This window comes from Hoylesella buccalis ATCC 35310 (genome assembly GCF_025151385.1).
Lineage (GTDB): Bacteria > Bacteroidota > Bacteroidia > Bacteroidales > Bacteroidaceae > Prevotella > Prevotella buccalis.
Genome location: NZ_CP102287.1, coordinates 1,289,046 through 1,312,837, shown reverse-complemented (window position 1 = coordinate 1,312,837; position 23,792 = coordinate 1,289,046). Strand labels below are relative to the sequence as shown.

The following is a 23,792-nucleotide window of genomic DNA, read 5'->3' as shown; positions in this document are numbered from 1 at the left end:
AGAATTGATGCCGAGAACCAATTAGTCTGACTGACATGCTTGTGTCCCGGCATCAACATTTATCATGAATCACTCTAAAGTGCGACCGCCTTTTCGTGCATATAGGTTGTACCATCGGTTCAATTCGTCCATTTGTTTTTTGGCCCACGCGGTGTCGAAGAGTGACGTAATCTTGTTCACTTCCATCATGAGTTGGAAGTATAGCATGCAATCTTCTTGTGATGCAAGGAATCTAGTGCCATCCAAACTAAGGTACCAGTCTGCATATTGCGTATGGTCTTTCCATAGTTTTTGAAGGATATGCTTTGCCTTTGCTTTCTGTCCCAGCAGCACATAGGCGCGTGCCATGTCCAGGGAACCACTCTTCCAGCTTATCGGTACATTGTATTCAGGTATCACACGTTCGGCCTTAGCCAAAGCCTTTGCAGCTTTATCGGTCTTGCCTTCCTTGAGTAGTTCTGTGGCCAGCTGTGCGAATAGGCGTCGGTGTGTCACGCACATGCCCATGGTGGTTTCGTCGATGTAGAGGCCTTTCTTCTCCAGTCCGCCGTACTTGTAACGATTCATGAGGTTGTTGTAGGCCTTTTCGGTGTCGAAGTTCTTCACGCCGGGCTTGTTAGTGGTGAAAGGTGTGATACGATTCACCAGTCCTTCGCTCACGAAGTTGTCGCCCAGGTTCATGTAGTATCTGGCGGCAACGGTCGTGGCGACGTAGATAGGTCGTGTCCATCCGCATTCAGCAATCATCTCCAGCATCATCATTTCGCCTTTATGCAGCGCACGTTTGCCAACTAAAGAGATAATCATCTTGTCAGGAATAGTGTCGGAAGCCATCATCATACCGCTCTTCCTCACGGCCTCTTTGTCGATGGTCACATATACCGTGTCGGTTGGGATGACGTGTCTGTCTTCGTCTTTCGACCGCATCCAGTATTTGATGATGTTCTTTAACTCGAACGGCTCATCGCCGAATTGCTTCCTGGCCTCTTCGGGATAGTCCCTGTAGTATTGCTCCAACTCTTTCTTCCACTCGCTCTGAATGGGCACAGCCTCGTTGGTTCCCGAGCAATAGTCTAATCTTGGCCAGCTGATAGGTACAGATGGCGAGTCGTAGGCAGGCCGCTTCATCTGATCAATGTACCAGTCGGTCTGCAGATAGCTCAGGTTACATACCCTGGCGTCGGTTCGTACGCCCTCCACATCTTGGTTGTACCAAAGTGGGAAGGTGTCGTTGTCGCCGTTGGTGAAGAGTATTGGGTAGCCTTTATCCTGCAAGGTCATCAGGTAGTTCTGCCCGAAGTCTCGGCAGGTGTATCGCCCACTTCTGTCATGATCGTCCCAATTCTGACTGGCCATCTGCACTGGTACCAGCAAACAGGCTATGCCTGCTATGGCAGCCAATACCGTTTCGTTGAGCTTGAGATACTTCTTCAGCAGGTCGATGATGGCTGCCACGCCGATGCCACACCAGATGGCGAAGGCGTAGAACGATCCCGCATAGGCGTAGTCACGTTCGCGAGGCTGCAACGGAGTCTGGTTCAGATAGATCACGATAGCCAATCCTGTCATAAAGAACAGGAAGAATACCACCCAGAACTGACGGATGCCTCGCTTGCCACGCCATGCCTGCCAGAACAGTCCGATGAGTCCCAGCAGCAGCGGTAGCATGTAGTACACGTTGTGTCCCTTGTCGTTTTTCAGCTCGTCGGGCAGCTTGCTCTGGTCGCCCAGTCGTGGATTGTCAATCAGCGGGATGCCCGAGATCCAGTTGCCGTGCTCCAGTTCGCCGTTGCCCTGTATGCCATTCTGGCGACCAGCGAAGTTCCACATGAAGTAGCGCCAGTACATAAAGTTGCACTGGTAGCTCAAGAAGAAACGCAGGTTCTCCCATTGCGTTGGCACCTTCACCATGATGTTTTCACCACAGCGGTCGTATGGCACCTGTGTGCCATCCACGCCGCCCATCCAACTCTCGTAGGCCGTGGCGTGGTCTGACGAGTACATGCGCGGGAAGAGCATGTTCTGTGCGTAGATGTATTTGGAGTTGTGCGTCACAACAAAGTATGAGTCCTTCTCGTCCTTACTTGCTTTTTCCTTCTGTGCGTATATGGGTTCTCCCTCGGTCATACTGGGAATGCATTGGTTGCCCTGTACATCAAGCTTTACTTGGGAAGTATAAGCCTGTCCGTAGAAGAGCGGACGGTAGCCATATTGGTCTCTACTCAAGTATTTACCTAATGTGAAAATGTCCTCGGGTGAGTTCTGATCCATCGGAGGGTTGGCCGCCGAGCGTATCACAATGAGTGCATAGCTCGAGTAACCTATCATGAGCATCAGCAGTCCCAGCAGCACAGTGTTCTTAATGCGCGCGCTGATGAGCGGCACTCGCTTCTTCTCAACCTTGTTTGTATAGTTGAGTACGAACCACAGCAGGGCCAACACTACCACGCCGATGCACACCGCACTCCAGCCATAACCGTAGAACGGGATGCCCAACATGGCCACCGACAGCATGAAAGCAATATTCATGCGGCGGTTGCTTCGTCCCACATAGCTCTCGTAGATGGCCCACACCACAGTGCTAACCAGCAATAGGATGTACACGATGGTACCCGTGTTGAACGGCATGCCGAGTGTGTTAACGAAGAAAAGCTCGAACCATCCGCCCACAGTGATGATGCCCGGGATGAGTCCGTACAGCACGCCGGCCACTATGACAAACGAGCCAAGCAGGGCAATAAGTGAGCCCTTGACCTCGATGTCGGGGAACTTGCGGTACACAAACACCAACACAATGGCCGGGATACACAGCAGGTTGAGCAGGTGTACGCCGATGGATAGCCCCGTCATGTAGGCGATGAGCAGCAGCCAACGGTCGCTGTGGGGTTCGTCAGCGTGGTCTTCCCATTTCAAGATGAGCCAGAATACAACAGCCGTGAATGCCGATGAGTAGGCATACACCTCGCCCTCGACAGCCGAGAACCACGCCGTGTCGCTGAAACAGTAGATCAGTGCGCCCACCATGCCTGATGCCTCGATGGCGATGAGTTTTCCCAGTGACAGACTGTCCCAGTCTTTCAGGATAAGCTTGCGCGTGAGGTGTGTAATAGTCCAGAACAGGAACAGTACCGTGACGGCACTCAGCAACGCACTCATGATGTTGACCATGAGGGCCACCTTAGACGGATCACTCACAAACTGCGTGAAGAGATTGGCCGTAAGCATGAAGAATGGTGCCCCCGGCGGATGCCCTACTTCCAGTTTGTAACCTGTGGTGATGAACTCTGGACAGTCCCAGAAGCTGGCTGTCGGCTCTACAGTAAGACAGTAGGTGATGGCAGCCACGAGGAAGGCAACCCATCCAACCACATTATCTACTAATCTGAATTGTTTCATTGATATAATGATGAATAATAATTTTGCATCCTATTGATAGGCTGTCCTTTCTTTGCTTGTTATGCTATTTGTAAGCAAAAAACTCGTTGATGGTCAACGTAACAACCTATATTTTGCAAAGGTACGCAAAAACAATTAAAACAGTGGGGTGAAAGACTTAAAAAATGTGACATCGGCATTTGTGAAATGATTGGAGGATACGGATGCCCGATGATGAACCTTTTACCTTTATTCGGATTTTTCGCTGGCCAGTCTTTCCTTTCTCTCTATCGCTTCCTTTGCTTTTTGTTTCAACCGTGCGATGCGTTCCAAGGCATGACGACGAGTATGGATGATTTGATAGCGGTAAACCAAACAAGTGAGTAGGAAATAGGCCAGTACCTGCACCCATAAAACTTGGTATTCTGTTTTGATGTCAGCCAGCGTGGCTCCCATGCCATTGATGCGCAAGAATCCTCTAACGCCGAAGGTAGATGGGAAAAGATAGGCCACACCTTGCCATATTCCAGGTATGTTATTTTGGGGCCATGAAACGCCTGTCATGAATATTAAGGGAATGGATGTGAAGACAACCAGCAGGATGACGTTCTCGCGATAGCGGACCATACACGACAAGGCCATACCGAAGAAGATGCAAGCCAGGATGTATGGAACGAGCAGACCCACCAGCGCAGCTCCTGAGGCGAGGGTAGTAAAGCCGAAAAGCCTGGGCACTATCAATGACAGGTAAGCTCCGATGACTGCATAGAGCATGAAGTAGGCCATAGATTTGCCCATGACGATGCGGAATATGCCATTGTAATGTCGGCTGATGGGTACAAGGTCTTTGTAGCGATTGTTCTCTCTGGCCGTTCCTGCAGCCAGACCGATGCCCAACAACAGCGTCTGCTGCATGATCATCATCAGCACGCCGGGGATGAGCGCATTGCCGTATCCGCCCGTCGAATTGAATATTTGAACATCGTCCACGGCCAGAGGTTGTGCTGCAATCTCATCATCTCGGTTGGTGTATCCGCCCGCCTGTTGCAGCTGCAGCTCGGTGTTCAGCATGCTGGCCACCTCCTGTGTACTTTGATAAATGGCTTTATAGGTGAGCATCAGGCTCATGTCGCAGTAAAGGCTGACGTGGGATTGCTGCCCTCGGTATAGTTTGTTTGAGAAGTCAGCGGGAAAATACAGGATGCCGTGAACTTTTTGTCGAGCTACCAGTTCACGTGCTTCGTTTAAGCTGTTGACATGGTAAGTCACGTCGGTGCCGGGCGAAGCGTCTACCGAACGAATGAACTGACGGCTAAGTTGTGATTTGGAGAAGTCAACAACAGCAACCGGCACTTCGCGTGTCACTTCGTTCGTGTAAGCCCAGGAATAGACAAGAGGATAGAGAAGTGGCACCAAGATGCAAAAAATCAGCACGCCTTCATCGGTCACGGAAGAGCGTATCTCCTTGACCCAGATATAACACATATCCTGGATGCCTTCTTTGATTCTCTGGAAGAAACTTTCGTTCATGTTTGCTTGTTTCTTGTCTTTAAACTTCTATTGAGTTGCTTAGTTTATCTTACGTCCTGTTAAGGTATATATACATAGGTGAGCATGGCTCGCTTGATGTTGCGCAGGGTGAATATCGGCAGTATGATGAAGGTGCACAGTGCCAGGAGATTGAGCCAAGCGTCTGTCAGCGGGAAGCCGTTGAAGATGCACTGTTGGTAAATCATGTAGTAGTGCCTGAGAGGGAATAGTTGTGCCATCGCCTCAATCATCGGGCTCATGGAAAACACCGGATATGTGGCGCCGCTGGTCGTAAAGCCCAGAACGGCCCATAGTGAGCATACACTCATGGACATGCGCAGTGAGGGTACCAGACCAAAAGCGAAGATGCCAAAGCCTTGTCCTGCCAGTACCGTGAGCAGTCCGAGCAACAAGATGGGAAAGAGACCGCCTGGGTGTGGAAAGCCCAGCACATAGTAGATATAAATTTCAAAGGCGTAGAAGATGGTTAGGAAGATGATGGTTTGCGGCAGCATCTTTCCTGCCATGGCCACATAGATGTTGTTGTCAGCCATGGCCAGCCACTTCTTTGATTCTTTGAACTTGAGTTCCGTACCAATGGAATAGGCAGAGATAAGAAACATGAAGATGAGCAATACGCCTGGAATCATGGTCGTGGAAAGGTAAACATTGTAGTTGGCCAATGGATTGTTGATCATGTGCAGGTCGATGGCGATGGGCTGTAAGAAGGTTCTAACCTCGTCATTGGTCTTCCCCATGGCTGTTAGTTTAGCGGAAGCAACTCCTGCCGAACCGAGCGTCGTAATGGTTTTCAAATCCTTGTACAGCGTAGAGCCAGCTACGAGTGACACACTACTGTAATAAAAAGAGATTTTTGGTTGGCGTGCACTGGTGAGGTCGCTTGTCATGCCTTTCGGAATGAGCAGAAAAGCATAAATCTCGTTGCGCTGGATAGCCTGCCGGGCATCGTTCATGTTGGAATAATGTGCCACGACATGGCTCATCTGGTAGGAGTCAAGATTGCGAATCAGCTTGCGCGAGGTGGTCGTGTTGTCCAAGTCAACCACGCCGACAGGCATCTTCACGGGTTGGCCTTCGTTCATCAAGGATGTAAAAAAGATGATGACCAGGATGGGGAATATCACCATGCAGAATCCATAGATGGGATTATGTAGCAATATTCCACATTCGCGAAAGGCAATCTGTATTATTTTTTTTAACATGTATCTACGTGATGAATCCTATGTGATGGACAGTTGTGGTGATGAACCATGGGAAGGTGTCGTGATTCTCTTGCAGACCTGATTCAGCTGCAATGAACTGGAACCAACATCTACACAATTCTGAAAACCTCGCTTATGACTCCTTGATGACGAGCGACATTCCTGGACGAAGACCCTCGAATTTTTGGGTAGGACGTGCTTTTACCTCAAATGTTTTCAAGTCATATTGCCCATTGGTCTTGGTGGCTTTCCAAACAGCGTATGACCCTTGGTCCTTGATGTAGAACACTTTCATGTTGATCTCTTTGTTGAAAGCGGGTGCGTAAGCCTTGAAAGTATCACCCACCTTCATGCCATTGAGTTGGTCTTCGCGGATGTTGAAGGTTCCCCAAAGGTCTTTCATGATGGAAATGCTCATGATGGGCGATCCTGTACCCACCAGTTCGCCTTCCTTAGGATATACGCTGCTGACTTCACCTTCTACGTTGGATATCTGAACGGTCTCTCTCAATAGCGATCGAACCACATTGGCGGCTCCCTCAGCTGCTTGAGCCTGTTTCTTCGCAGCGCGTTTCTCTTCTTCGCGAGCACCGTTCTTGGCCATGTCATATTGGCTCTTGGCCGCCTTCACTTGTGCTTCGCGTGCCTTGTAGCCAGCAAAGGCTTCGTCGCGCTTTTGAGCACTCATCACCCCTTGGTCAAAAAGGTTTTGCACGCGTTCGTACGATTTCTGGGCGATATCTGCCGCCGCTAATGCCTGTTGCCACAATTGATAAGCAGCTTGAATCTGTTCTTTTCTGGCTCCTTTGTCTGCCATGTCGCTCATGGCGGCGGCAGCCTGTTGTTGGGCAGCTGCTGCCTTTTCCTGGGCATTTACCTCGGGAGCCTCCAGGATGGCCAGCGTATCGCCCACCCGGACGTAATCACCTTCCTTGACTCTTAACTCCAAGATACGACCAGGCAGTTTGCTTGAAACGCGGTATTCAGACACTTCAATTTCGCCTTGAACAATCTCTGGCTTCTTTCCTAACGTGAAAAAACCGATGATGGCCACGAGAATGACAACTGTAGCGAATCCAATGATCGCCAGTAAAATGTTGTTGTGTTGTGATTTTGCCGACATGATATTTATTATTGTAAGATGCCAAGCGCCTTGTTGAGGTTTACTTGGGCTAATTTAACTTCTACTTCTGCTTCTATTTTTTGACTTTGAGCTTTCTGCCATGCTGTTTGCGCAGCCATGACATCCGTCGATTCCATGACACCTTCTTTGAATCCCAGATTAGCACTGCGCAGGTTTTCTTCTGCACTTGACACGCTCTTCATGGCCATAGCCAACTTTTTGTTAGCTTCTTTCACCTTGAATCTGCTTTGTGCGATTTGCAGTTCTATCTTTTCTTGTGCGTCGCTCATGGTGAGCTCGGCGATGCTGGTGGCCGTCTTGGTGGCACGCACTTTATAGGCACCCTCAAACCAGTTCCACACCGGCACCTGAACAATGACTCCCACATTCCATGCACCCGAGAACTTTCGCTGGAAGCCATTGAACATATTTGGATTTGAGATGAAATAACCACCTGTAAGTGCTACATGTGGCAGGTAGGCTGCCCGGATGAGCCGAGTGTTCTGTTTGCTGATGTCAACGGCGTTTTGCAGTAAGCGCAATTCCGGGCGGGTAGTGGTGATGTCAATCGCCTGATTGGCCTCACTGTTCACTCCTGGGGACAGCAACTCGGCATTTTCGTCAGCCAATTGAATGTTCTCTTCCAAGGGTAGCCCACACAATTGGCAAAGCAACATCTTGGCGAGGGCAACTCCGTTTTCGGCCTGTGTCACCTGCATGTCAGCCTCGTTCACTTTCACGTCTACTTTCAAACCGTCTGCACGCGTGGCTACACCTTGCTCTATCATCTTCTGTACATCAGAGCTGAGCTTCTTGACGAGTTCTTGATAGCTGTTAGCCAGTTTTTGCTTTTGTCTCAATGACACCACCAGCCAATAGGCGTGGTCGATGTCGTAAAGTGTGGTCTGTGTGCGTTGTGACAGGCCGTTGGCAGCCATCTGTTCGTTGATGTCTGCAATGTTGTTGGCTGCGATAATGGCTCCTCCCATGTAGATGGGCTGCTTCACCATCACCGTTCCTGCCCATACTTGCCGGGTGTCTGTCTTCAAGGCCTCATTGATGCTGTTGCCTATGGCATTTCCGGCTTGGCCGATGGCAGCCCCCAGGTTTTCCATCAGTGAGCCCAGTTGCTGTGCCATTTGTGGGGAGAGAACCCCTTGTTGTACCAATCCGCCAATCATGGTGGATAAATTGGCTCCCATGCCGTTGCTGATGTTGGTGCCCAAGTTGGCAAATCCAGCTTTCTGTTGGTCGTTGAGAAGTGAAATCTCCTTACTGACAAATTCATATCCACCCATCGCATCGATTTTCGGCAGATATTTTGTTCTCAGGGATTTTCGCATGTTTCTGGCGACGTCTTGTTGGAGCTTGGCTACATTCAGCTGCTTGTTGTTGCGCAGGGCCATGGCCCGACAACTGTCAAGCGACAGTGTCGTTTGCGCATGAACAGGCAACAGCGTACCCATCAGAACCAGTGTAGTATAAAGTCTGTTCATCATCGATTCATTCAACTGCTAATCTAATGTAAAACTTCGTGATCCTATCATGTTACCTTCTGCAAAGATGCTCACCTGATATGTACCCGAGACCATGGCTTGGTCTATGTTCCAATAGGCTGTGACATTGGTTTGCTGACCGCCGTATTCCACGGTTTTTTTTGCAGTAGCCTGCAAATTCTTGTTCTCGTATGGGAATGTACCGGCTCCGCCCAGCACGCTTCCCGTAGGTGCTACAATGCGCACATACAGCGTACGCATGCCATTGGTGGCAGTAACGTTTTTCGCAATGCTGAAATCCACTTGCAGGGTCTTAGCCTTTTTCAACCGCTTGGTTGCCCTGCCTCGCTTGTCACGAAGGGATAGGTTAATGCCTGTGGCATCCAATTGTGCAGCGATGGCCACCTTCTCCGACAGGTTTGCCTTTTCAGTGCTCAACCCTTCTATTTGTCGGTTGGCAGCTTCATATTCTCCCTTGATGCGGGTATTTTCCTTGGTCAGGTTTTGATTGAGCCGGTTCAGCGAGTCTATTTCCATCACATAGCTGCGCAGGACGGCGCGCACGGTGGCCAATTCTTTTTTCAACCTGGCAATTTCACGAGCGTCATTGCTCTTTACTTGCTTCAGCTCGTTCAAGAGCCGCTCGGTCTTTTCCTGTTCTTTGGTGAGCTGAGCGACAATGGAATCGTTGCTGATTTGTGTCTTCATCTCACTATATTGATCGGCAAATCGTTGATATTCGTTTTCCATTTCCTGCTTGTCCAGCTCGGCCAACTCTTGCATCTCCTGGTTATGCTGTTGCTGCTTGTTCAGGTTGTAGGCAAGATATACAATGCCTGCAACGAGTAGGAGCATGAAAACGATTATCGGAATGACTACCTTTTTTTTCATAGGTAATTTTACTTAATAATTGTCTTTGCAAATTTATATATTTAATGTTGATTGGCAAAAAAAAATAAAAGACAAATGACCATTCGGCTTGTTTTTAATGTTTTTTGATAAAAATAAACTTTGCAAAGCACTTTTTGGGGGTCTTGAGCTTTGTATTTCGTTGTAGGATGTGATGCGACCCCCCTGCGCTCAGGGGATGCTGCATGGTGAGTTAGAGGTATGCGTCAATCTTGTGTCACTGCTGTGATGCAGAGACGTAATAGAAGAATTTGTCAGATATTTTCATCGTTTTTTACCCCAAAAACAGCTGTTGAAAACTGTTCATCTGGAAAAAATCAATAGGCACAGCGGATGTAAGGAGGCAATAATTTAGGAAGAAAAAACGTATTTTTACACAAAAATATTGATTTTGTCCGCTCAGAAGCATCCTTTTGTCTTGCCATCTGCATGCTTTAACGGGCTAAAAGCATGCTGATAAACTGCCAATAGCATTGTTATTGCTGCCTAAAAGCTATGCTGTTGGCATCTGAAAGCCAAAATGATGAAGTGTTATGGAGTGCATGTGTGTGTAAGTGTTTGTGTAACAATTTGGTATGAAAGTGGCTCGTGCTTGCCGTATTTGCCAGCCAAAAGTATGTTGCTTGCAAATACGCCCGGGATTTGAAGGCTCGTTGTCAAGAAAAATCATGTATCCATATCGGCTTGAATTTGTTTCTTCCAACGTTGTGAATAATTTTTTTTACGAAAAAGTACAACTTTACATATATTTTATTACCTTTACACCCGAAAACTACTTTACTATGAATAAAAACAGCTTTATTTATCGAGCTTTTGATTTGTACTATGATGGCTTTAAGCACATGACCGTAGGTAAAACACTATGGACTGTCATTTTGATTAAACTCTTCATCATGTTCGCTATTCTGAAAGTATTCTTCTTTCCTGATTTCATCAAACAGAACTCGCAAAAAGGCGATGAAGCAGATTTCGTATCTACCGAGATGATTAAACGAAACATTCATTAAATACATTACATTATGCACAATCTGTTATTAGACATTTCGGCACAAACGATCGACTGGTCGCGTGCCCAATTTGCTTTAACAGCCATTTATCACTGGCTTTTTGTTCCATTAACGCTTGGTCTTGCCGTCGTTATGGGAATTATGGAAACTCGCTATTATCGTACCCGTGACCCTTTTTGGAAGGATGCGGCGCGGTTTTGGCAAAAGCTGTTTGGTATTAATTTCGCCATGGGTGTGGCAACAGGCCTCATCTTGGAATTCGAATTTGGTACCAACTGGAGCAACTACTCATGGTTTGTAGGCGATATCTTCGGTGCTCCGTTGGCTATCGAGGGTATTATTGCTTTCTTCATGGAGGCTACCTTCGTGGCTGTAATGTTCTTTGGATGGAAGAAAGTGTCTCCTGGTTTCCACCTGGCTTCTACCTGGCTCACGGGGTTGGGCGCAACCATCTCTGCTTGGTGGATTCTGGTAGCTAACGCTTGGATGCAGTTGCCCGTTGGACAGGAGTTTAATCCTGATACCATGCGCTTTGAGATGAACTCGTTTATGGACGTGGCTTTGTCGCCCTTTGCCGTGGACAAGTTCTGTCATACCGTGACCTCTTCATGGATTATCGGTGCTGTGTTTACTGTGGCCGTAAGTAGTTGGTACTTGCTTAAGAAGCGTGATCACAAGTTGGCTATTGAGAGTATGAAGATAGGTAGTATCTTTGGCTTGGCAGCTGTGGCATTGACATTGATTACCGGACACAGCTCAGCTATCCAGGTTGGCAAGGTACAGCCTATGAAACTGGCTTCGATGGAAGCGCTTTACAATGGTGGAACGGGCCAGGGATTGACGGTATTTGCAGCTGTTAACCCATTTAAGCAACCCGACTATGTGAACCAGCAAGAGCCACCGATGAAGATGGCCGTGCCTAATGGCTTGTCATTCTTGGCAACCTTAGACGCCAATGGATATGTGCCTGGCGTGAATGACCTTCTGAATGGTTATACCAAACCTGACGGTACGAAGGTTATTTCGGTAGAAGAAAAGATGAAGCGCGGCCAGATGGCCATTGCAGCGCTGCAAGATTATCGTTCAGGCAAGAAGGATGAAGCTACCAAGCAGATTCTGAAAGACAACATGCCTTATTTTGGTTATGGTTATGTAAAATCGCCCCACCAAGTTGTTCCGTTCATTCCAGTGAACTTCTGGGCATTCAGAGTGATGGTTGGCATCGGCATGTTGTTGATTTTGTTCTTTATCTGTTCGCTTTTCATCGTTTACAAGAAAGACATCATCAAACATCGCTGGTTGTTGATTTCGGGCATCGTGCTGTTGCCATGCGCTTACCTGGCCTCTCAATCAGGCTGGTTAGTGGCAGAGTTTGGTCGTCAGCCGTGGACCATCCAGGATATGTTGCCGACATGGGTTGCCGTGTCTGACATTAAACCGAGTTCGGTTATTGTCACCTTCTTTATATTCTTGATTCTCTTCACCGCCATGTTGGCTGTTGAGATTAACATTCTTTGCAAGGCTATTAAGAAAGGTCCTGAGAATAGTGAAAAGTCAAATCAGGTTGAATTATAAATAAGAAAGGTAATACAATGATTACATATAGTTTTTTACAACATTACTGGTGGTTTCTTGTTTCTTTGTTAGGAGCCTTACTGGTATTCTTGATGTTTGTTCAGGGTGCTAACTCTTTGGTGTTCAACCTGGGTAAGACCGAACATGAGCGTAGGATGGTTGTCAACAGTACGGGGCGCAAGTGGGAAACCACTTTCACGACGTTGGTTACCTTTGGTGGTGCTTTCTTCGCTTCTTTTCCTTTGTTTTACAGTACCAGCTTCGGTGGTGCTTATTGGTTGTGGATGATTATTCTCTTCTCGTTTGTTGTTCAGGCAGTGAGCTATGAATTTCAAAACAAACTGGGAAACATCTTAGGAGTGAAGACTTTCCAATGGTGCTTGGTCATCAATGGTATTTTGGGTCCTGTTTTGTTGGGTGGTGCCGTTGCAACATTCTTCAACGGTTCTAACTTCTTGGTCGACAAGATTAACATCACCAATGGTATGGCACCGGTGATAAGCAGGTGGGCCAACTACAGTCATGGCTTGGATGCGTTGCTGGATGTATGGAATGTGGTGCTGGGTTTAGCCGTGTTCTTCTTGGCTCGCATATTGGGTTTGCTCTACATTATTAATAATGTGGCCGATGATACACTGCGCGCTCGCAGCCGTAAGCATCTTATTTACAACACAGGAGCATTCTTGTTGCTGTTCCTCCCGTTCCTAATTAGAACCTTGTTGAAGGATGGTTTCGCCTATGACCCAGCCACTGGCGTGATTTCTATGGAGTCGATGAAGTATCTATACAACCTGTTAGACATGTGGTATCTTGCTATTGTGTTGCTGGTTGGCGTGGTATTGCTGCTGTTCGGCATTGTCAAGACTGTATTGAGTAACACCTATATCAAGGGTATTTGGCCGGCAGGTATTGGCGTAGTCTTAGTTGTTTTGGTTCTGTTGCTCATTGCAGGTTGGAACAATACAGCTTATTATCCTTCTAATGCCGATTTGCAGAGTTCACTGACCATCATGAACAGTAGTAGTAGTGAATTTACATTGCGCACTATGGCCATTGTTTCACTCTTTATTCCATTCGTCCTTGCTTATATAGTTTATGTATGGCATGCCATGGATAGCAAGAAAATCACGAAAGAAGAGATTAAACATGAGGATGCTTATTAAGCTTATCTAATTATAAAAGAATGTGACTAAATTCGGTGAGACACTTGAGTTTAGTCACATTTTTTTTATCGAGAAACCTTGATGTCATGGTGTGTGAAAACGCTTCAAGGGCTTGGTGAATTGCGAAATGTTTCGTATTTTTGTGATATGACACGAAAAGAAAGATATCAATATATTCTCGATTATTTCAGAAAAACAACGCCCATCGTTACGACCGAACTTGAGTTTGGGTCGGCTTTTCAGCTATTGGTTGCCACATTGTTAAGCGCACAATGCACCGATAAGCGCATCAATCAGGTGACACCGGCGTTGTTTCAGCGTTATCCTGACGCACAGTCGATGGCACAAGCTACGCCCGAAGAGGTGTTGGAATATGTGCGCAGCGTGAGTTATCCTAATGCCAAATCACGGCATTTGGTGGAGATGGCGCAAATGTTAGTAAGCGATTTCGGCGGAGAAGTGCCGGACAACACCGCCGATTTGGTGAAATTGCCTGGCGTAGGGCGCAAGACGGCCAACGTAGTGCAAGCCGTTTGGTATGGAAAAGCAAAGATTGCGGTTGATACTCACGTCTACAGAGTGAGTCATCGCATGGGGTTGGTGCCGCTGAAGGCCGACACTCCCTTGAAAGTTGAACTTGAATTGATGAAGTACATCCCTGAAGAAGATGTGTCGAGTGCGCACCATTGGCTGCTTTTGCATGGCAGATACATTTGTCAAAGTCAACGTCCCAAGTGTGAAAAGTGCCAGTTTGACCAGATTTGTCCTAAGCGATTGACATCTTCCAAACTTGCATGAATCATTGTTGTAACTTGCATCTTCCATCTTTAAAACATCGATTATATGAATATCCAACGCATTTTAAAATATTTAGAGCGCATTGCCAAGAATAACAATCGTGACTGGTATCAAGCCCATAAAGACGAATATTTGGCTTGTCGCAACGATTTTGAGGAGGGAGTGGAGCGGGCTATCGCAGCCATCTCTAAGTTTGATGCCTACGTATCGCATGTAACAGCCAAGGAAGCGTGCTTCCGTTTTAATCGTGACACACGTTTCTCGCCCGACAAATCGCCCTACAAAAGGCATTTTGGTGCATACATCAGCGCCAAAGGTCGTAAGTCGTTACATGCTGGTTACTACATCCATGTGCAGCCAGGTCATTGCCTGTTGTCGGCCGGAGCTTATTGGTTGCCCACCCATATCTTGACCTCTTGCCGCAATGAGATTATGGGCAACATTGACGAGTGGCGAAGATGTGTGGAGAATGGCAAGTTTGTTCATTTCTTTGGTTATGCCACTCAGGGTTCGTGGAGTGATGAACAGGCATCGGACAAGGGCTTTGGAATCAGCCGATTGAAGACTTGTCCGAAGGGTTTTCCGGCCGATTATGAGTTTATTGACTATCTTCGAATGAAGGATTATGCTTGCTGGCATCGGGTTGAAGATGACTTTTTTGAGGGCAATGGCTGGATAGAACCCATGACAGAGTTATTCAAGGTGGCTCAACCCATGATGGAATTTACCAATCGTGTGATTGATGATTATGAATAATCTCAAGACAACTACGAATCAATTTGATGGACGATGATGAATGAAAGTGCGTGATTGGCTGCAACTTTATCCCCTCTTTAGGGTTGCCTTGGCATTGATCGTAGGTCTTGTTGCAGGCGACTCTTTCGGGTTTGTCGTGCCAACATGGCTGTGGTTGTCCATCGCTTCATCGGTCTTGTTAATCGCATTAGCGAGCTACCGATGGAAAACAGCGCAGGGAGTGGCCATTCTTTTCACCGTGATGTGCTTTGGCATGCTGCTCATGACCATGCAGAAAAACCGTCTGGCTGTACCCATTCCCGAGGAAGAACATGTGTCTGAAGCCGTCGTGATGACCACGCCAAAGGTGAGAGGTAAGGTGGTTCAGTGCGATTTGTATGTCCTTTCCGGCCCTTTATCCGGCCAAAAAGTGAGGGCATCGATATTGCGCGATACCGTTGAAAGGCGTTATGAAGCGTTGAAAGTGGGCGATGGAATCTGGTTTCGTTCGGCCTTTCAGCCCATTCGGAGTTATCCCTCAAACAGTCATTTCAATTATCAACGGTGGATGGCGATACGGGGTTATCGGGCGCAAACGTTCATTTATAACCGTCATTGGGCGCAATGTCAGCTTGATTTGACGTGCATGCCTCGGTTCGAGCGATTGCGTTTGAAGGCGCAAAAGGTGCGAGAAAAACTACTGAGTCATTATGCTACCCATGGTTTTGATGACCAAGATTATGCCGTCTTGGCTGCGATGACGTTGGGAGAAAAGTCGTTTTTGTCCAAACAGACCAAGGAAATCTTTTCCATTTCGGGCGCTTCTCATATCTTGGCCCTGTCTGGTTTGCATCTTAGCATCATCTACGGACTGCTTGTCTTGGTGCTGGGTGGGCGAGGATTGCGGCGTGTTTTCAGTCTTGCGTTCGTAGTGTTGACCGTTTGGGTCTATGTGTTTTTAACGGGAATGTCATCGAGTGTCATGCGTTCGGCTATCATGCTCACCGTTTATTCATTGGTGTCACTGCTCAACCGCGATAAGATGTCGCTCAATGCCCTATCACTTACGGGCATTGTGATGTTGCTGCTGCATCCGCTGAGCTTATGGGATGTAGGTTTCCAACTGTCTTTCATGGCTGTCGCGGCCATTCTATTGCTTTATCGACCCATTGAACGTTGGATGCCAGATACCATCCGCTCCAGGTCGATCGTTGTGAGAAAGTTGTGGGGAATGATGGCCGTATCGTTGGCGGCACAGCTCGGTACGGCTCCGTTGGTGGCCTATTATTTCGGCCGTTTTTCTTGTTACTTCCTTCTTACCAACCTGTTGGCCGTCCCACTGACCGTCCTCATCCTCTATACCTCCTGTCTTTTGTTCGCCTTGTCCTTTGCACCGTTGTTGCAAAGTGTCGTGGCTGTCGCGCTAACTTTGATGACCCAAGTCCTGAATCACTATCTGTCGCTCCTCGCAAACTGGCCGGGAGCGAGCGTTGAAGGCATTCACATCAATCTTTGGCAGTTAGCACTCATGTACGTCATCATTGCTTGTGTTTGCTGGGTTGCAGCTTATTTGCGCCAAGCATACGTCCGTTCGCGCATCATGTAATCAGCATTTTTCGTGTTCATTCGGATGCATCCTGCGTCCCATTGAAATAATCTTCCAGTTCTTTTTCAGCCTGTCCGTGTATGTTGGGCAGGTCTTTGATGATGGAACCACTCTCCATCAGTGCCACTCGATTGGATATTTCCACCGTGTGTTGCAGGTTGTGACTGCTCACGAGGATGGTGGCTCCCGTTGCTTGTTGATAATTCAGCAACAAACGTTTCAAGAAGTTTTGGCTCGAAGGATCCAGAAAATTGAAAGGCTCATCAAGAATCAGCAGCTTTGGTTGTGCGATGAGAGCGGAGATGATGCCTATTTTTTGCTTGTTTCCGGCAGAGAAATCGCGAATCAATTTCTTCTGACCGAGTATCTCGCCATTCATGAATTTGGATAGCGAAGCCAAGAATGTGGAGAGACGTTCCTTGTCAATGTGATTCACTTTGGCGATAAATTCAAAGTATTCCTCTGGCGTCAGAAAGTCAATGAGGAATCCCTCGTCGATGTAGGCACCCGTATGTTGCTTCCAATCTTCCGATTGGGAAGGGTCTACCGTGAATGCTTCAGCAGCCGGTGTGCCATCCACTGGGGGTTCTGGCGCAGGCTCCTGATGCGGGTTGGTAAGTCCGAAATTAAGCAAAACCCGCCCCTCATCGGCCTTCAACAGGTCGAGTAGCAGTCTGAACAGCGTGGTTTTTCCGGCTCCATTGTTACCTACCAGTCCGAGAATATCCCCATCATGAATCACGAAGTTGGGGATGTCAACGGCAATTTTCTCGCCAAAAGCCTTCTTTAAGTTGTTGATTTGAATGTTCATGGATGCAAATGAATCAAAAAAAAATGATAGACGGTTGTGCGCCCATTCCTGGTGTGTTTGTGAGCGATTCCAACCATCTATCATTTTCATACGTTGATATTTATCGAAGATTTCTGCCGTGGCAGTTCTTGAATTTCTTGCCGCTTCCACAGGGACAAGGATCGTTTGGACGCGGCATCTTGTCCTTGATGTACGGCGTACGGTTCACCTGTTGTGCCTGTTCGCGCGTATCTTGATGGGCAGCTGCAGCCTGGCCGGGGTCTGTCAGGTCATCTTTCTGCTCGTTATAGCGTTGACTTCTCTGTGCCGGGGCAGCCTCACGAACCTCCTCCTGTTGCATTTCAGGAATCTGACCACGCATCAAGATGCTCGTCGTTTGGTTGTTCATGTCGTTAATCATGCTGTCCCAGAGCTTCGCACTCTCCAGTTTGAAGATCAGCAGCGGGTCTTTTTGCTCATACGAAGCGTTCTGTACACTATGACGCAGGTCATCCAATTGCCGAAGATTCTCCTTCCAATTCTCATCAATAATGTGCAGAACGATGCTCTTCTCGAACTGTTTCACGATGTCTTTGGCTTCGGTATCGTAGGCTTCTTTGAGGTTGCAGGAAACCTGGTACACACGCTTTCCGTCGGTAATAGGCACGGCAATGCGCTCAAACCGATCGCCCTGTTCCTCCTGTACCTGCTTAATGACCGGCCAAGCAACCGCTTGTATCCGTTCAGTTTTACGCTTGAAAGCCGCCATCGCATCTTGGAAAGCACGTTCGGCCAAATCTTCGGGATTGCCAGCGATGAATTCTTCTTCGGTGAACGGACATTCCATCGCCAAGTTCTTCAAGAAGTCTTCCTTGCAACCCACATAATCGTTCGAGTTGATGATGTTGACACATCGGTCCCAAATGATGTTAGCGATGTCCATACCGATACGCTCGCCCATCAGTGCGTGGCGCCGTTTCTCGTAAATCACGGTGCGCTGTTTGTTCATCACGTCATCGTATTCCAGCAAATGCTTACGAATACCGAAGTTGTTTTCTTCCACTTTCTTCTGTGCGCGCTCGATGCTTTTCGAAATCATCGGGCTCTCAATGCGCTCTCCATCTTTGAATCCCAAACGATCCATCACCGAGGAGATGCGTTCAGAACCAAACAATCGCATCAGTTTATCTTCCAGACTGACGTAGAATACCGAACTACCAGGATCGCCTTGACGGCCTGCACGACCTCGCAACTGGCGGTCTACACGGCGGCTCTCGTGGCGTTCGGTACCGATGATGGCCAAACCTCCGGCCGCTTTCACTTCGGGCGACAGCTTGATGTCGGTACCACGACCGGCCATGTTGGTGGCGATGGTCACCGCACCGAGGCCGTTTATCGATTGTCCGGCCTGTGCCACAATGTCGGCTTCCTTTTGGTGTAGCTTGGCGTTCAGTACGTTGTGTGGGATTTTTCGCATGTTCAGCATCTTGCTGAGCAACTCAGAAATCTCGACAGACGTGGTACCTACCAGGCACGGACGGCCACTATTGCGCATTTCTTCAATCTCTTCAATCACGGCAGCATACTTCTCCCGCGCCGTCTTGTATACGCGGTCGTCCATATCGTTGCGCTGCACGGGACGGTTGGTTGGTATCTCCACCACGTCCAACTTGTAGATGTCCCAAAACTCGCCCGCTTCGGTTGAGGCGGTACCCGTCATACCAGCCAACTTGTGGTACATGCGGAAGTAGTTTTGCAAGGTGATGGTGGCGAAGGTCTGCGTGGCAGCTTCCACCCTCACATGTTCCTTTGCCTCCACGGCTTGGTGCAGTCCGTCGCTCCAACGGCGGCCTTCCATGATACGACCAGTCTGCTCGTCAACGATTTTCACCTCACCGTCAATCACCACATACTCGTCATCTTTGTTGAACATCGTGTACGCCTTCAACAGCTGTTGCAAAGTGTGTACTCGTTCACTCTGCACGCCATAGTGGGTCAGCATTTCGTCTTTCTTGTCCAACCGCTCCTGGTCAGAGAGTGAAGTCTCGTTTTCCAGTGCTGAAAGTTCGGCTGTGATGTCAGGCAACACGAAGAGTTCTTTGTCGTTCACCTGCTTGGAGAGCCATTCGGTACCCTTGTCTGTCAGGTCGCAGCTGTTGAGTTTCTCGTCCACCACGAAGTACAACGGCTCCACAGCCTTCGGCATTTCGCGGTTGTTGTTCTGCATGTAGTACTCTTCGGTCTTGAGCATGCCAGCCTTGATGCCTTCTTCCGACAGATATTTGATGAGTGGCTTGTTCTTCGGCAGCGACTTGTATGAACGGTATAAGGCGAGGAATCCCTCCTCAGTCTTCTTCTGGTCTTTGGCTGCTTGGCCCTCTGAAATCAGCTGTTTGGCCTCTGCCAAGAACTGTGTGGCCAGTTTTCGTTGCACGTCAACCAATCGTTCAACCAGCGGTTGGTATTCTTCAAACATCTGGTCGTCACCCTTTGGAACAGGCCCGCTGATAATCAACGGGGTACGAGCGTCGTCAATCAACACCGAGTCTACCTCATCGACGATGGCGTAGTTGTGCGCGCGTTGCACCAAGTCATCTGGCGAAACGGCCATGTTGTCGCGCAGGTAGTCGAAACCAAACTCGTTGTTGGTACCAAAAGTGATGTCGGCCAGATAAGCCTTGCGGCGTTCTGGTGAGTTGGGGCGGTGCTTATCGATGCAGTCAACGCTCAAGCCATTAAACTCGTAGAGCGGTCCCATCCACTCAGAGTCACGCTTGGCCAGATAGTCGTTCACGGTAACAACGTGCACGCCGTTACCCGTTAAGGCGTTGAGGAACACAGGCAGGGTGGCCACCAGCGTTTTACCCTCACCTGTAGCCATCTCGGCTATCTTACCTTGGTGCAGGGCGATACCGCCGAAGAGCTGAACGTCGTAGTGTACCATTTCCCATTTCAGGTCGTTTCCACCTGCCGACCAATGGTTATGATAGATGGCCTTGTCACCGTCGATGGTCACGAAGTCCTTGCTGGGGTCGGCTGCCAACTCGCGGTCGAAGTCGGTTGCGGTAACGATGGTTTCTTCATTTTCGGCAAATCTCCGTGCGGTGTCCTTGACGATGCAGAATGCGGTGGGCATCACCTCGTTCAGCGCTTTCTCGTAAATCTCCAGCGCCTCTTTCTCCAATTTGTCTATCTCTTCGAAGATGGGTTCGCGCTCATCGATGGCCGTTTCCTCAATCTTGGCCTTCAGTTCGGCAATCTTGTCTTTTTGTTCTTTGGCGGAGTCTTGTACATACTTCTGTATCTCCTTGGTCTTGGCACGCAGTTCGTCGTTGCTCAGCTTCTGAATGTCGGGATAGGCCTTCTTCACCGTCTCCACGAGCGGTTGTATCAGACGCATGTCTCGGCTTGACTTGTCGCCGAACAATGATTTTAAGAATTTATTGAAATTCATCTTTTATGGTTGTTTTTGTTTATTTCTTATTATATAATGTGTTGCAAAATTACGAATAAAATTTGTTAATTTGCCACTTCTCTTTTAATTATTTGATATTCTTGGCATAAAGCCATCTCCAGGCACCTCGCACCCCTTGTCAGGTAGGCTTTTCAGCCTTCCAAATCGGCCTTTCAAGTCTTGCTTTTCAAAAGCATTGACTTTAGGGGCCAATCTCTATGAGTTTGGCACTCAATCTCAATGACTTTGGTGGTCAATCTCCATGAGTTTAAAACCGAAGGGGTAAATGGAAGAAAGAAAATTTGGTAAATCCACGCTAACCAATTGAATGACATGCGGTTAGGTATGACTTACTGAAGCGGTGCCGACTTGCAGGCGTTGGGTGCCCTAATCTGAATGGATTTGGCGATGGTTGGCGCAATGCGGTCAACCGTCACAGGCAAGTTGATGCGCTGTGGTTTGATGCCTGCCCCGTAAAGAATGATGGGGAAGGGTACGAACGTCGCGCGTGCTGTATAATGATCTTGATTGTCTTCGTTGTACAACTGCCATCCTGGCGCAACCTCTATGAGCAAATCACCACTGACAGCGGGGTTGTAAGGACTCTCGGTGGCATTGCGAATGCCCGCAATCTGAATGAGGAAATCTTTCGAACGCGAAATAACATCCTCGTAAGAGAGCAGCCTGTCTTCAATGAGCTTGCGGTTCAAATATATCTGGTTGCGGTAGCATGTCTCCACATAGCGGGCTTGTCCGTAGATGGCCCCAAGGTACATGTTCAGCAGGTTGGCCGTTCGGTTGATGTAGAACGTCCCGGTTGGGATGCGGTATTTGGCGTAGTCAACCTTTGGGTCTTCGGTGTATCCCGTGCTGGTGAGCACGAAGAGCACCCGATTGGCACCTACCGCCTGTTCGATGCGGGTGATGAGCGACGCCAGGGTCTTGTCCAATCCGCGGTAAACGGCCTCTAAATCCGTTCGCCATGCATCGGTATTGCTGCCTGCCGCCGACAGGGTGACTGACAAAAAGTCGGTAATTTCGTCCTTGCCCATGGCATTGTTGACCACGCAGCTCACAGAGGCGTTGCACACAGCGTCGTTCAGTTGCGTCTTCTCTTTGCCGGGTCGGGGCCTGGTACTGCTATAGGCGTTGATCCATTTGCGGGCTTTGTCGCTGTAATAACTTGACGTTGTCCAGCTGCCCGTCTTATCGTTTATCCAGATGGCGCCATCTGCTGCATGTCCTGCTGACAGTACGGCAGCCTCTCTGTTGGCCGCCAGACCGTAAACGATGGCCGAACCACCGCTCGAAACTTTCAGTTCGTCACCAATGGTGGACGTGGACATGCGTTGCGGTGAGGACTTATGTTGGGTGTCATCAACACAGAAAACCGGGCGCAACGTCTTTCGGTCGAGCCACTGCGTGCTGATGATATTATGGTAATAGGGGGTTGTTCCGGTGACGATGGTGGCTATGGCAGAAGCCCGATCGACAGGCGTGAACGGGTAACTGGCAGCTTCGTACACGCTGCCTTTCTGCAATAGTTTCTTGAAACCGTCTTGGGAATAAAGTGGCGAATAATGTTCTATATAATCGTTGCGCAACTGGTCGATGGTGATGTTCACCACCAATCGCGGCGCAGCTTGTAAGGTTTGCGCCTGAACAGTGGTTCCCGTGAGGGTTGCGACAATCATCGCGGAGAGACACTTATTCATCATTTTACTGGTTTTTTGTAGGTGTGAATCATCAACCATCCATACCTTAAAAGTAAAGACAGTGCCACAATGACCATGCCTTCAGCATAGGTTTGGAAGAACGCCAACATGAGGTTGGCCACCAGCAGCAGGCTGTACAGCTTGATGTAGGAATGAATTCTACACATGCGCAAGGCTTTGATAGTGGGGAAGAGGTAGAAAAGGTTGAGCGGACAGAGCAGCAGAATTTGGAAATTCAGTTGTACCGTGGGGTGTTGCGAGAAAACCATGGCCAGCAAAATGAGGCCGGCCGTGCCTGTGACAAGCATGACAAGGAGGTCGTAAACCCAAAGAATGCGCCGTGTCTTCCATTCGACCAAGCACGTAATGAGCGTCAGGATGAGCCACAATATGGCACAAACAACTGGCGTGACGGCAGCTTTTTCCACAGGTTTCTCGATGGGTTGAATGAGGTACGACGTGCTTTCTACGAGGTTTCTTCGCTGTCCTTGGCGGTCAATCACAAGGGCATGGGCGAAATCTTCCCGCAGACTGTCGGGTAAAAACTGCTGTTGTGCGTTGTCTGTCTTAGCGTCGGCCTTGACCCCAAGCAACAGGTCGTTGCCAAAACGGGCCCATCGATATTGCTCGTTCCACTGATGAATCATTTGGCGGTACGAGGTGGTGACGTTCTTGTTCTCTGCATACAGCACGTTGCCGTTGATGTGGTTGACAATCATGTCGCGGGCCCGGGTGGTGCAATTGTCGTAAAAATAGTTGTATCGATACACGCGGTTCTCGGGCCGGTAGTTCACGTCAATGGCTTGTGTGATGGCCCATTTTTCTTCTCTGGTGAGGTTGAGCTGTTGTTCTTTCACCCAACTACCTCTGCGAGCGTATGAGGCAATGAAGTCATTGATGTCTTGAATGCCCATTTCATAGTCGGTGAGCCCGAACACAAAACGTAAGATGAAGTAGCTTTTCTGGAAGGAAAACATGCCATAGTTTACGACGATGTCTTGCTGTCGGCCTACGTCGTTGTAGTGAATGGCAGTGTGCCCGTAATACGAATAGATTTGGTCGCCGGGGCCACAAGTGAGCAAGCTAATCTTAACCGAGTCCATACTTTTGAGCAGGACGCTGTCTACTTGCGCATTGGTTTGCTGCGTGGTCAAAAGGAATGCAACCAATACCAGTAAATACTTTAAATGCGTGGTAAAACGTTTCACGATGCAAAAATAACTTATATTTCCCACTTAATGTGCGTTTAATTAGAAAATTTTCGATATTTTTGCATCCAAAATAGAAATCAGA

General features: G+C 48.4%; 16 protein-coding genes. 6 read left to right on the top strand and 10 right to left on the bottom strand.

Translation table 11 applies throughout. The features are described from left to right. Positions 1-69 precede the first annotated feature (69 nt). From NQ518_RS05500 to NQ518_RS05475, 6 genes are all read right to left on the bottom strand, one after another. Positions 70-3,396, bottom strand: coding sequence for a DUF2723 domain-containing protein (locus NQ518_RS05500; protein ID WP_227207862.1), 3,327 nt, complete (start codon positions 3,394-3,396; stop codon positions 70-72). 228 nt (positions 3,397-3,624) lie between these two features. Further along, positions 3,625-4,905 carry an ABC transporter permease gene (locus tag NQ518_RS05495; protein WP_227207860.1) on the bottom strand — a complete coding sequence of 427 codons (1,281 nt, stop codon included), beginning with the start codon at positions 4,903-4,905 and terminating at the stop codon, positions 3,625-3,627. 59 nt (positions 4,906-4,964) lie between these two features. Then, entirely contained in the window at positions 4,965-6,128 is a 1,164-nt protein-coding gene (locus NQ518_RS05490) for an ABC transporter permease (RefSeq protein WP_004347422.1), read from the bottom strand. Positions 6,129-6,261: 133 nt separating this feature from the next. Continuing rightward, positions 6,262-7,251, bottom strand: coding sequence for an HlyD family secretion protein (locus NQ518_RS05485; protein WP_227207857.1), 990 nt, complete (start codon positions 7,249-7,251; stop codon positions 6,262-6,264). An 8-nt stretch (positions 7,252-7,259) separates the two neighbouring features. Beyond that, positions 7,260-8,750: a TolC family protein gene (locus NQ518_RS05480; protein WP_227207855.1), complete on the bottom strand. Its 1,491-nt coding sequence runs from the start codon at positions 8,748-8,750 to the stop codon at positions 7,260-7,262. Positions 8,751-8,765: 15 nt separating this feature from the next. After that, positions 8,766-9,638 (bottom strand): hypothetical protein, encoded by an 873-nt coding sequence (locus tag NQ518_RS05475; protein WP_102696756.1) that lies wholly within the window; start codon positions 9,636-9,638, stop codon positions 8,766-8,768. An 800-nt stretch (positions 9,639-10,438) separates the two neighbouring features. Between NQ518_RS05475 and NQ518_RS05470 the strand changes: the two genes are divergently transcribed. The 6 genes from NQ518_RS05470 to NQ518_RS05445 all read left to right on the top strand — a co-directional run bounded on the left by NQ518_RS05470 (position 10,439) and on the right by NQ518_RS05445 (position 16,540). Then, positions 10,439-10,663 carry a DUF4492 domain-containing protein gene (locus tag NQ518_RS05470; RefSeq protein WP_040563464.1) on the top strand — a complete coding sequence of 75 codons (225 nt, stop codon included), beginning with the start codon at positions 10,439-10,441 and terminating at the stop codon, positions 10,661-10,663. 12 nt (positions 10,664-10,675) lie between these two features. Beyond that, positions 10,676-12,238, top strand: coding sequence for a cytochrome ubiquinol oxidase subunit I (locus tag NQ518_RS05465; RefSeq protein WP_227207853.1), 1,563 nt, complete (start codon positions 10,676-10,678; stop codon positions 12,236-12,238). A 20-nt stretch (positions 12,239-12,258) separates the two neighbouring features. Continuing rightward, complete coding sequence (locus NQ518_RS05460) at positions 12,259-13,401, top strand: cytochrome d ubiquinol oxidase subunit II (protein WP_227207882.1); 1,143 nt, start codon at positions 12,259-12,261, stop codon at positions 13,399-13,401. 147 nt (positions 13,402-13,548) lie between these two features. Next, on the top strand, positions 13,549-14,199 hold the full coding sequence (nth, locus tag NQ518_RS05455; protein WP_227207851.1) for an endonuclease III: 651 nt from the start codon (positions 13,549-13,551) through the stop codon (positions 14,197-14,199). A gap of 45 nt (positions 14,200-14,244) precedes the next feature. Next, entirely contained in the window at positions 14,245-14,955 is a 711-nt protein-coding gene (locus tag NQ518_RS05450; RefSeq protein ID WP_227206689.1) for a DUF2461 domain-containing protein, read from the top strand. Positions 14,956-14,995: 40 nt separating this feature from the next. After that, positions 14,996-16,540 carry a ComEC/Rec2 family competence protein gene (locus NQ518_RS05445; RefSeq protein ID WP_227206691.1) on the top strand — a complete coding sequence of 515 codons (1,545 nt, stop codon included), beginning with the start codon at positions 14,996-14,998 and terminating at the stop codon, positions 16,538-16,540. Positions 16,541-16,556: 16 nt separating this feature from the next. Here the strand turns inward: NQ518_RS05445 and NQ518_RS05440 are convergent, their stop codons facing one another. The 4 genes from NQ518_RS05440 to NQ518_RS05425 form a co-directional block, all read right to left on the bottom strand. Then, positions 16,557-17,351 (bottom strand): ATP-binding cassette domain-containing protein, encoded by a 795-nt coding sequence (locus tag NQ518_RS05440; protein WP_227206762.1) that lies wholly within the window; start codon positions 17,349-17,351, stop codon positions 16,557-16,559. A 100-nt stretch (positions 17,352-17,451) separates the two neighbouring features. After that, the gene (gene secA, locus NQ518_RS05435) at positions 17,452-20,784 is read right to left on the bottom strand and encodes a preprotein translocase subunit SecA (RefSeq protein WP_227206692.1); all 3,333 of its coding nucleotides are present in this window, start codon (positions 20,782-20,784) and stop codon (positions 17,452-17,454) included. Between the two features lie 350 nt (positions 20,785-21,134). Next, positions 21,135-22,499, bottom strand: a complete 1,365-nt coding sequence (locus tag NQ518_RS05430) for an alkaline phosphatase family protein (protein WP_227206763.1) — start codon at positions 22,497-22,499, stop codon at positions 21,135-21,137. Continuing rightward, positions 22,499-23,734 carry an Lnb N-terminal periplasmic domain-containing protein gene (locus NQ518_RS05425; protein ID WP_227206694.1) on the bottom strand — a complete coding sequence of 412 codons (1,236 nt, stop codon included), beginning with the start codon at positions 23,732-23,734 and terminating at the stop codon, positions 22,499-22,501. Before NQ518_RS05425 ends, NQ518_RS05430 begins: the two co-directional genes overlap by 1 nt. Between the last annotated feature and the right edge of the window lie 58 nt (positions 23,735-23,792).

Coding starts and splice junctions, on each gene's coding strand:
- NQ518_RS05500 (WP_227207862.1), bottom strand. CDS start 3,396: ATGAAACAATTCAGATTAGTAGATAATGTGGTTGGATGGGTTGCCTTC.
- NQ518_RS05495 (WP_227207860.1), bottom strand. CDS start 4,905: ATGAACGAAAGTTTCTTCCAGAGAATCAAAGAAGGCATCCAGGATATG.
- NQ518_RS05490 (WP_004347422.1), bottom strand. CDS start 6,128: ATGTTAAAAAAAATAATACAGATTGCCTTTCGCGAATGTGGAATATTG.
- NQ518_RS05485 (WP_227207857.1), bottom strand. CDS start 7,251: ATGTCGGCAAAATCACAACACAACAACATTTTACTGGCGATCATTGGA.
- NQ518_RS05480 (WP_227207855.1), bottom strand. CDS start 8,750: ATGATGAACAGACTTTATACTACACTGGTTCTGATGGGTACGCTGTTG.
- NQ518_RS05475 (WP_102696756.1), bottom strand. CDS start 9,638: ATGAAAAAAAAGGTAGTCATTCCGATAATCGTTTTCATGCTCCTACTC.
- NQ518_RS05470 (WP_040563464.1), top strand. CDS start 10,439: ATGAATAAAAACAGCTTTATTTATCGAGCTTTTGATTTGTACTATGAT.
- NQ518_RS05465 (WP_227207853.1), top strand. CDS start 10,676: ATGCACAATCTGTTATTAGACATTTCGGCACAAACGATCGACTGGTCG.
- nth (WP_227207851.1), top strand. CDS start 13,549: ATGACACGAAAAGAAAGATATCAATATATTCTCGATTATTTCAGAAAA.
- NQ518_RS05450 (WP_227206689.1), top strand. CDS start 14,245: ATGAATATCCAACGCATTTTAAAATATTTAGAGCGCATTGCCAAGAAT.
- NQ518_RS05445 (WP_227206691.1), top strand. CDS start 14,996: ATGAAAGTGCGTGATTGGCTGCAACTTTATCCCCTCTTTAGGGTTGCC.
- NQ518_RS05440 (WP_227206762.1), bottom strand. CDS start 17,351: ATGAACATTCAAATCAACAACTTAAAGAAGGCTTTTGGCGAGAAAATT.
- secA (WP_227206692.1), bottom strand. CDS start 20,784: ATGAATTTCAATAAATTCTTAAAATCATTGTTCGGCGACAAGTCAAGC.
- NQ518_RS05430 (WP_227206763.1), bottom strand. CDS start 22,499: ATGAATAAGTGTCTCTCCGCGATGATTGTCGCAACCCTCACGGGAACC.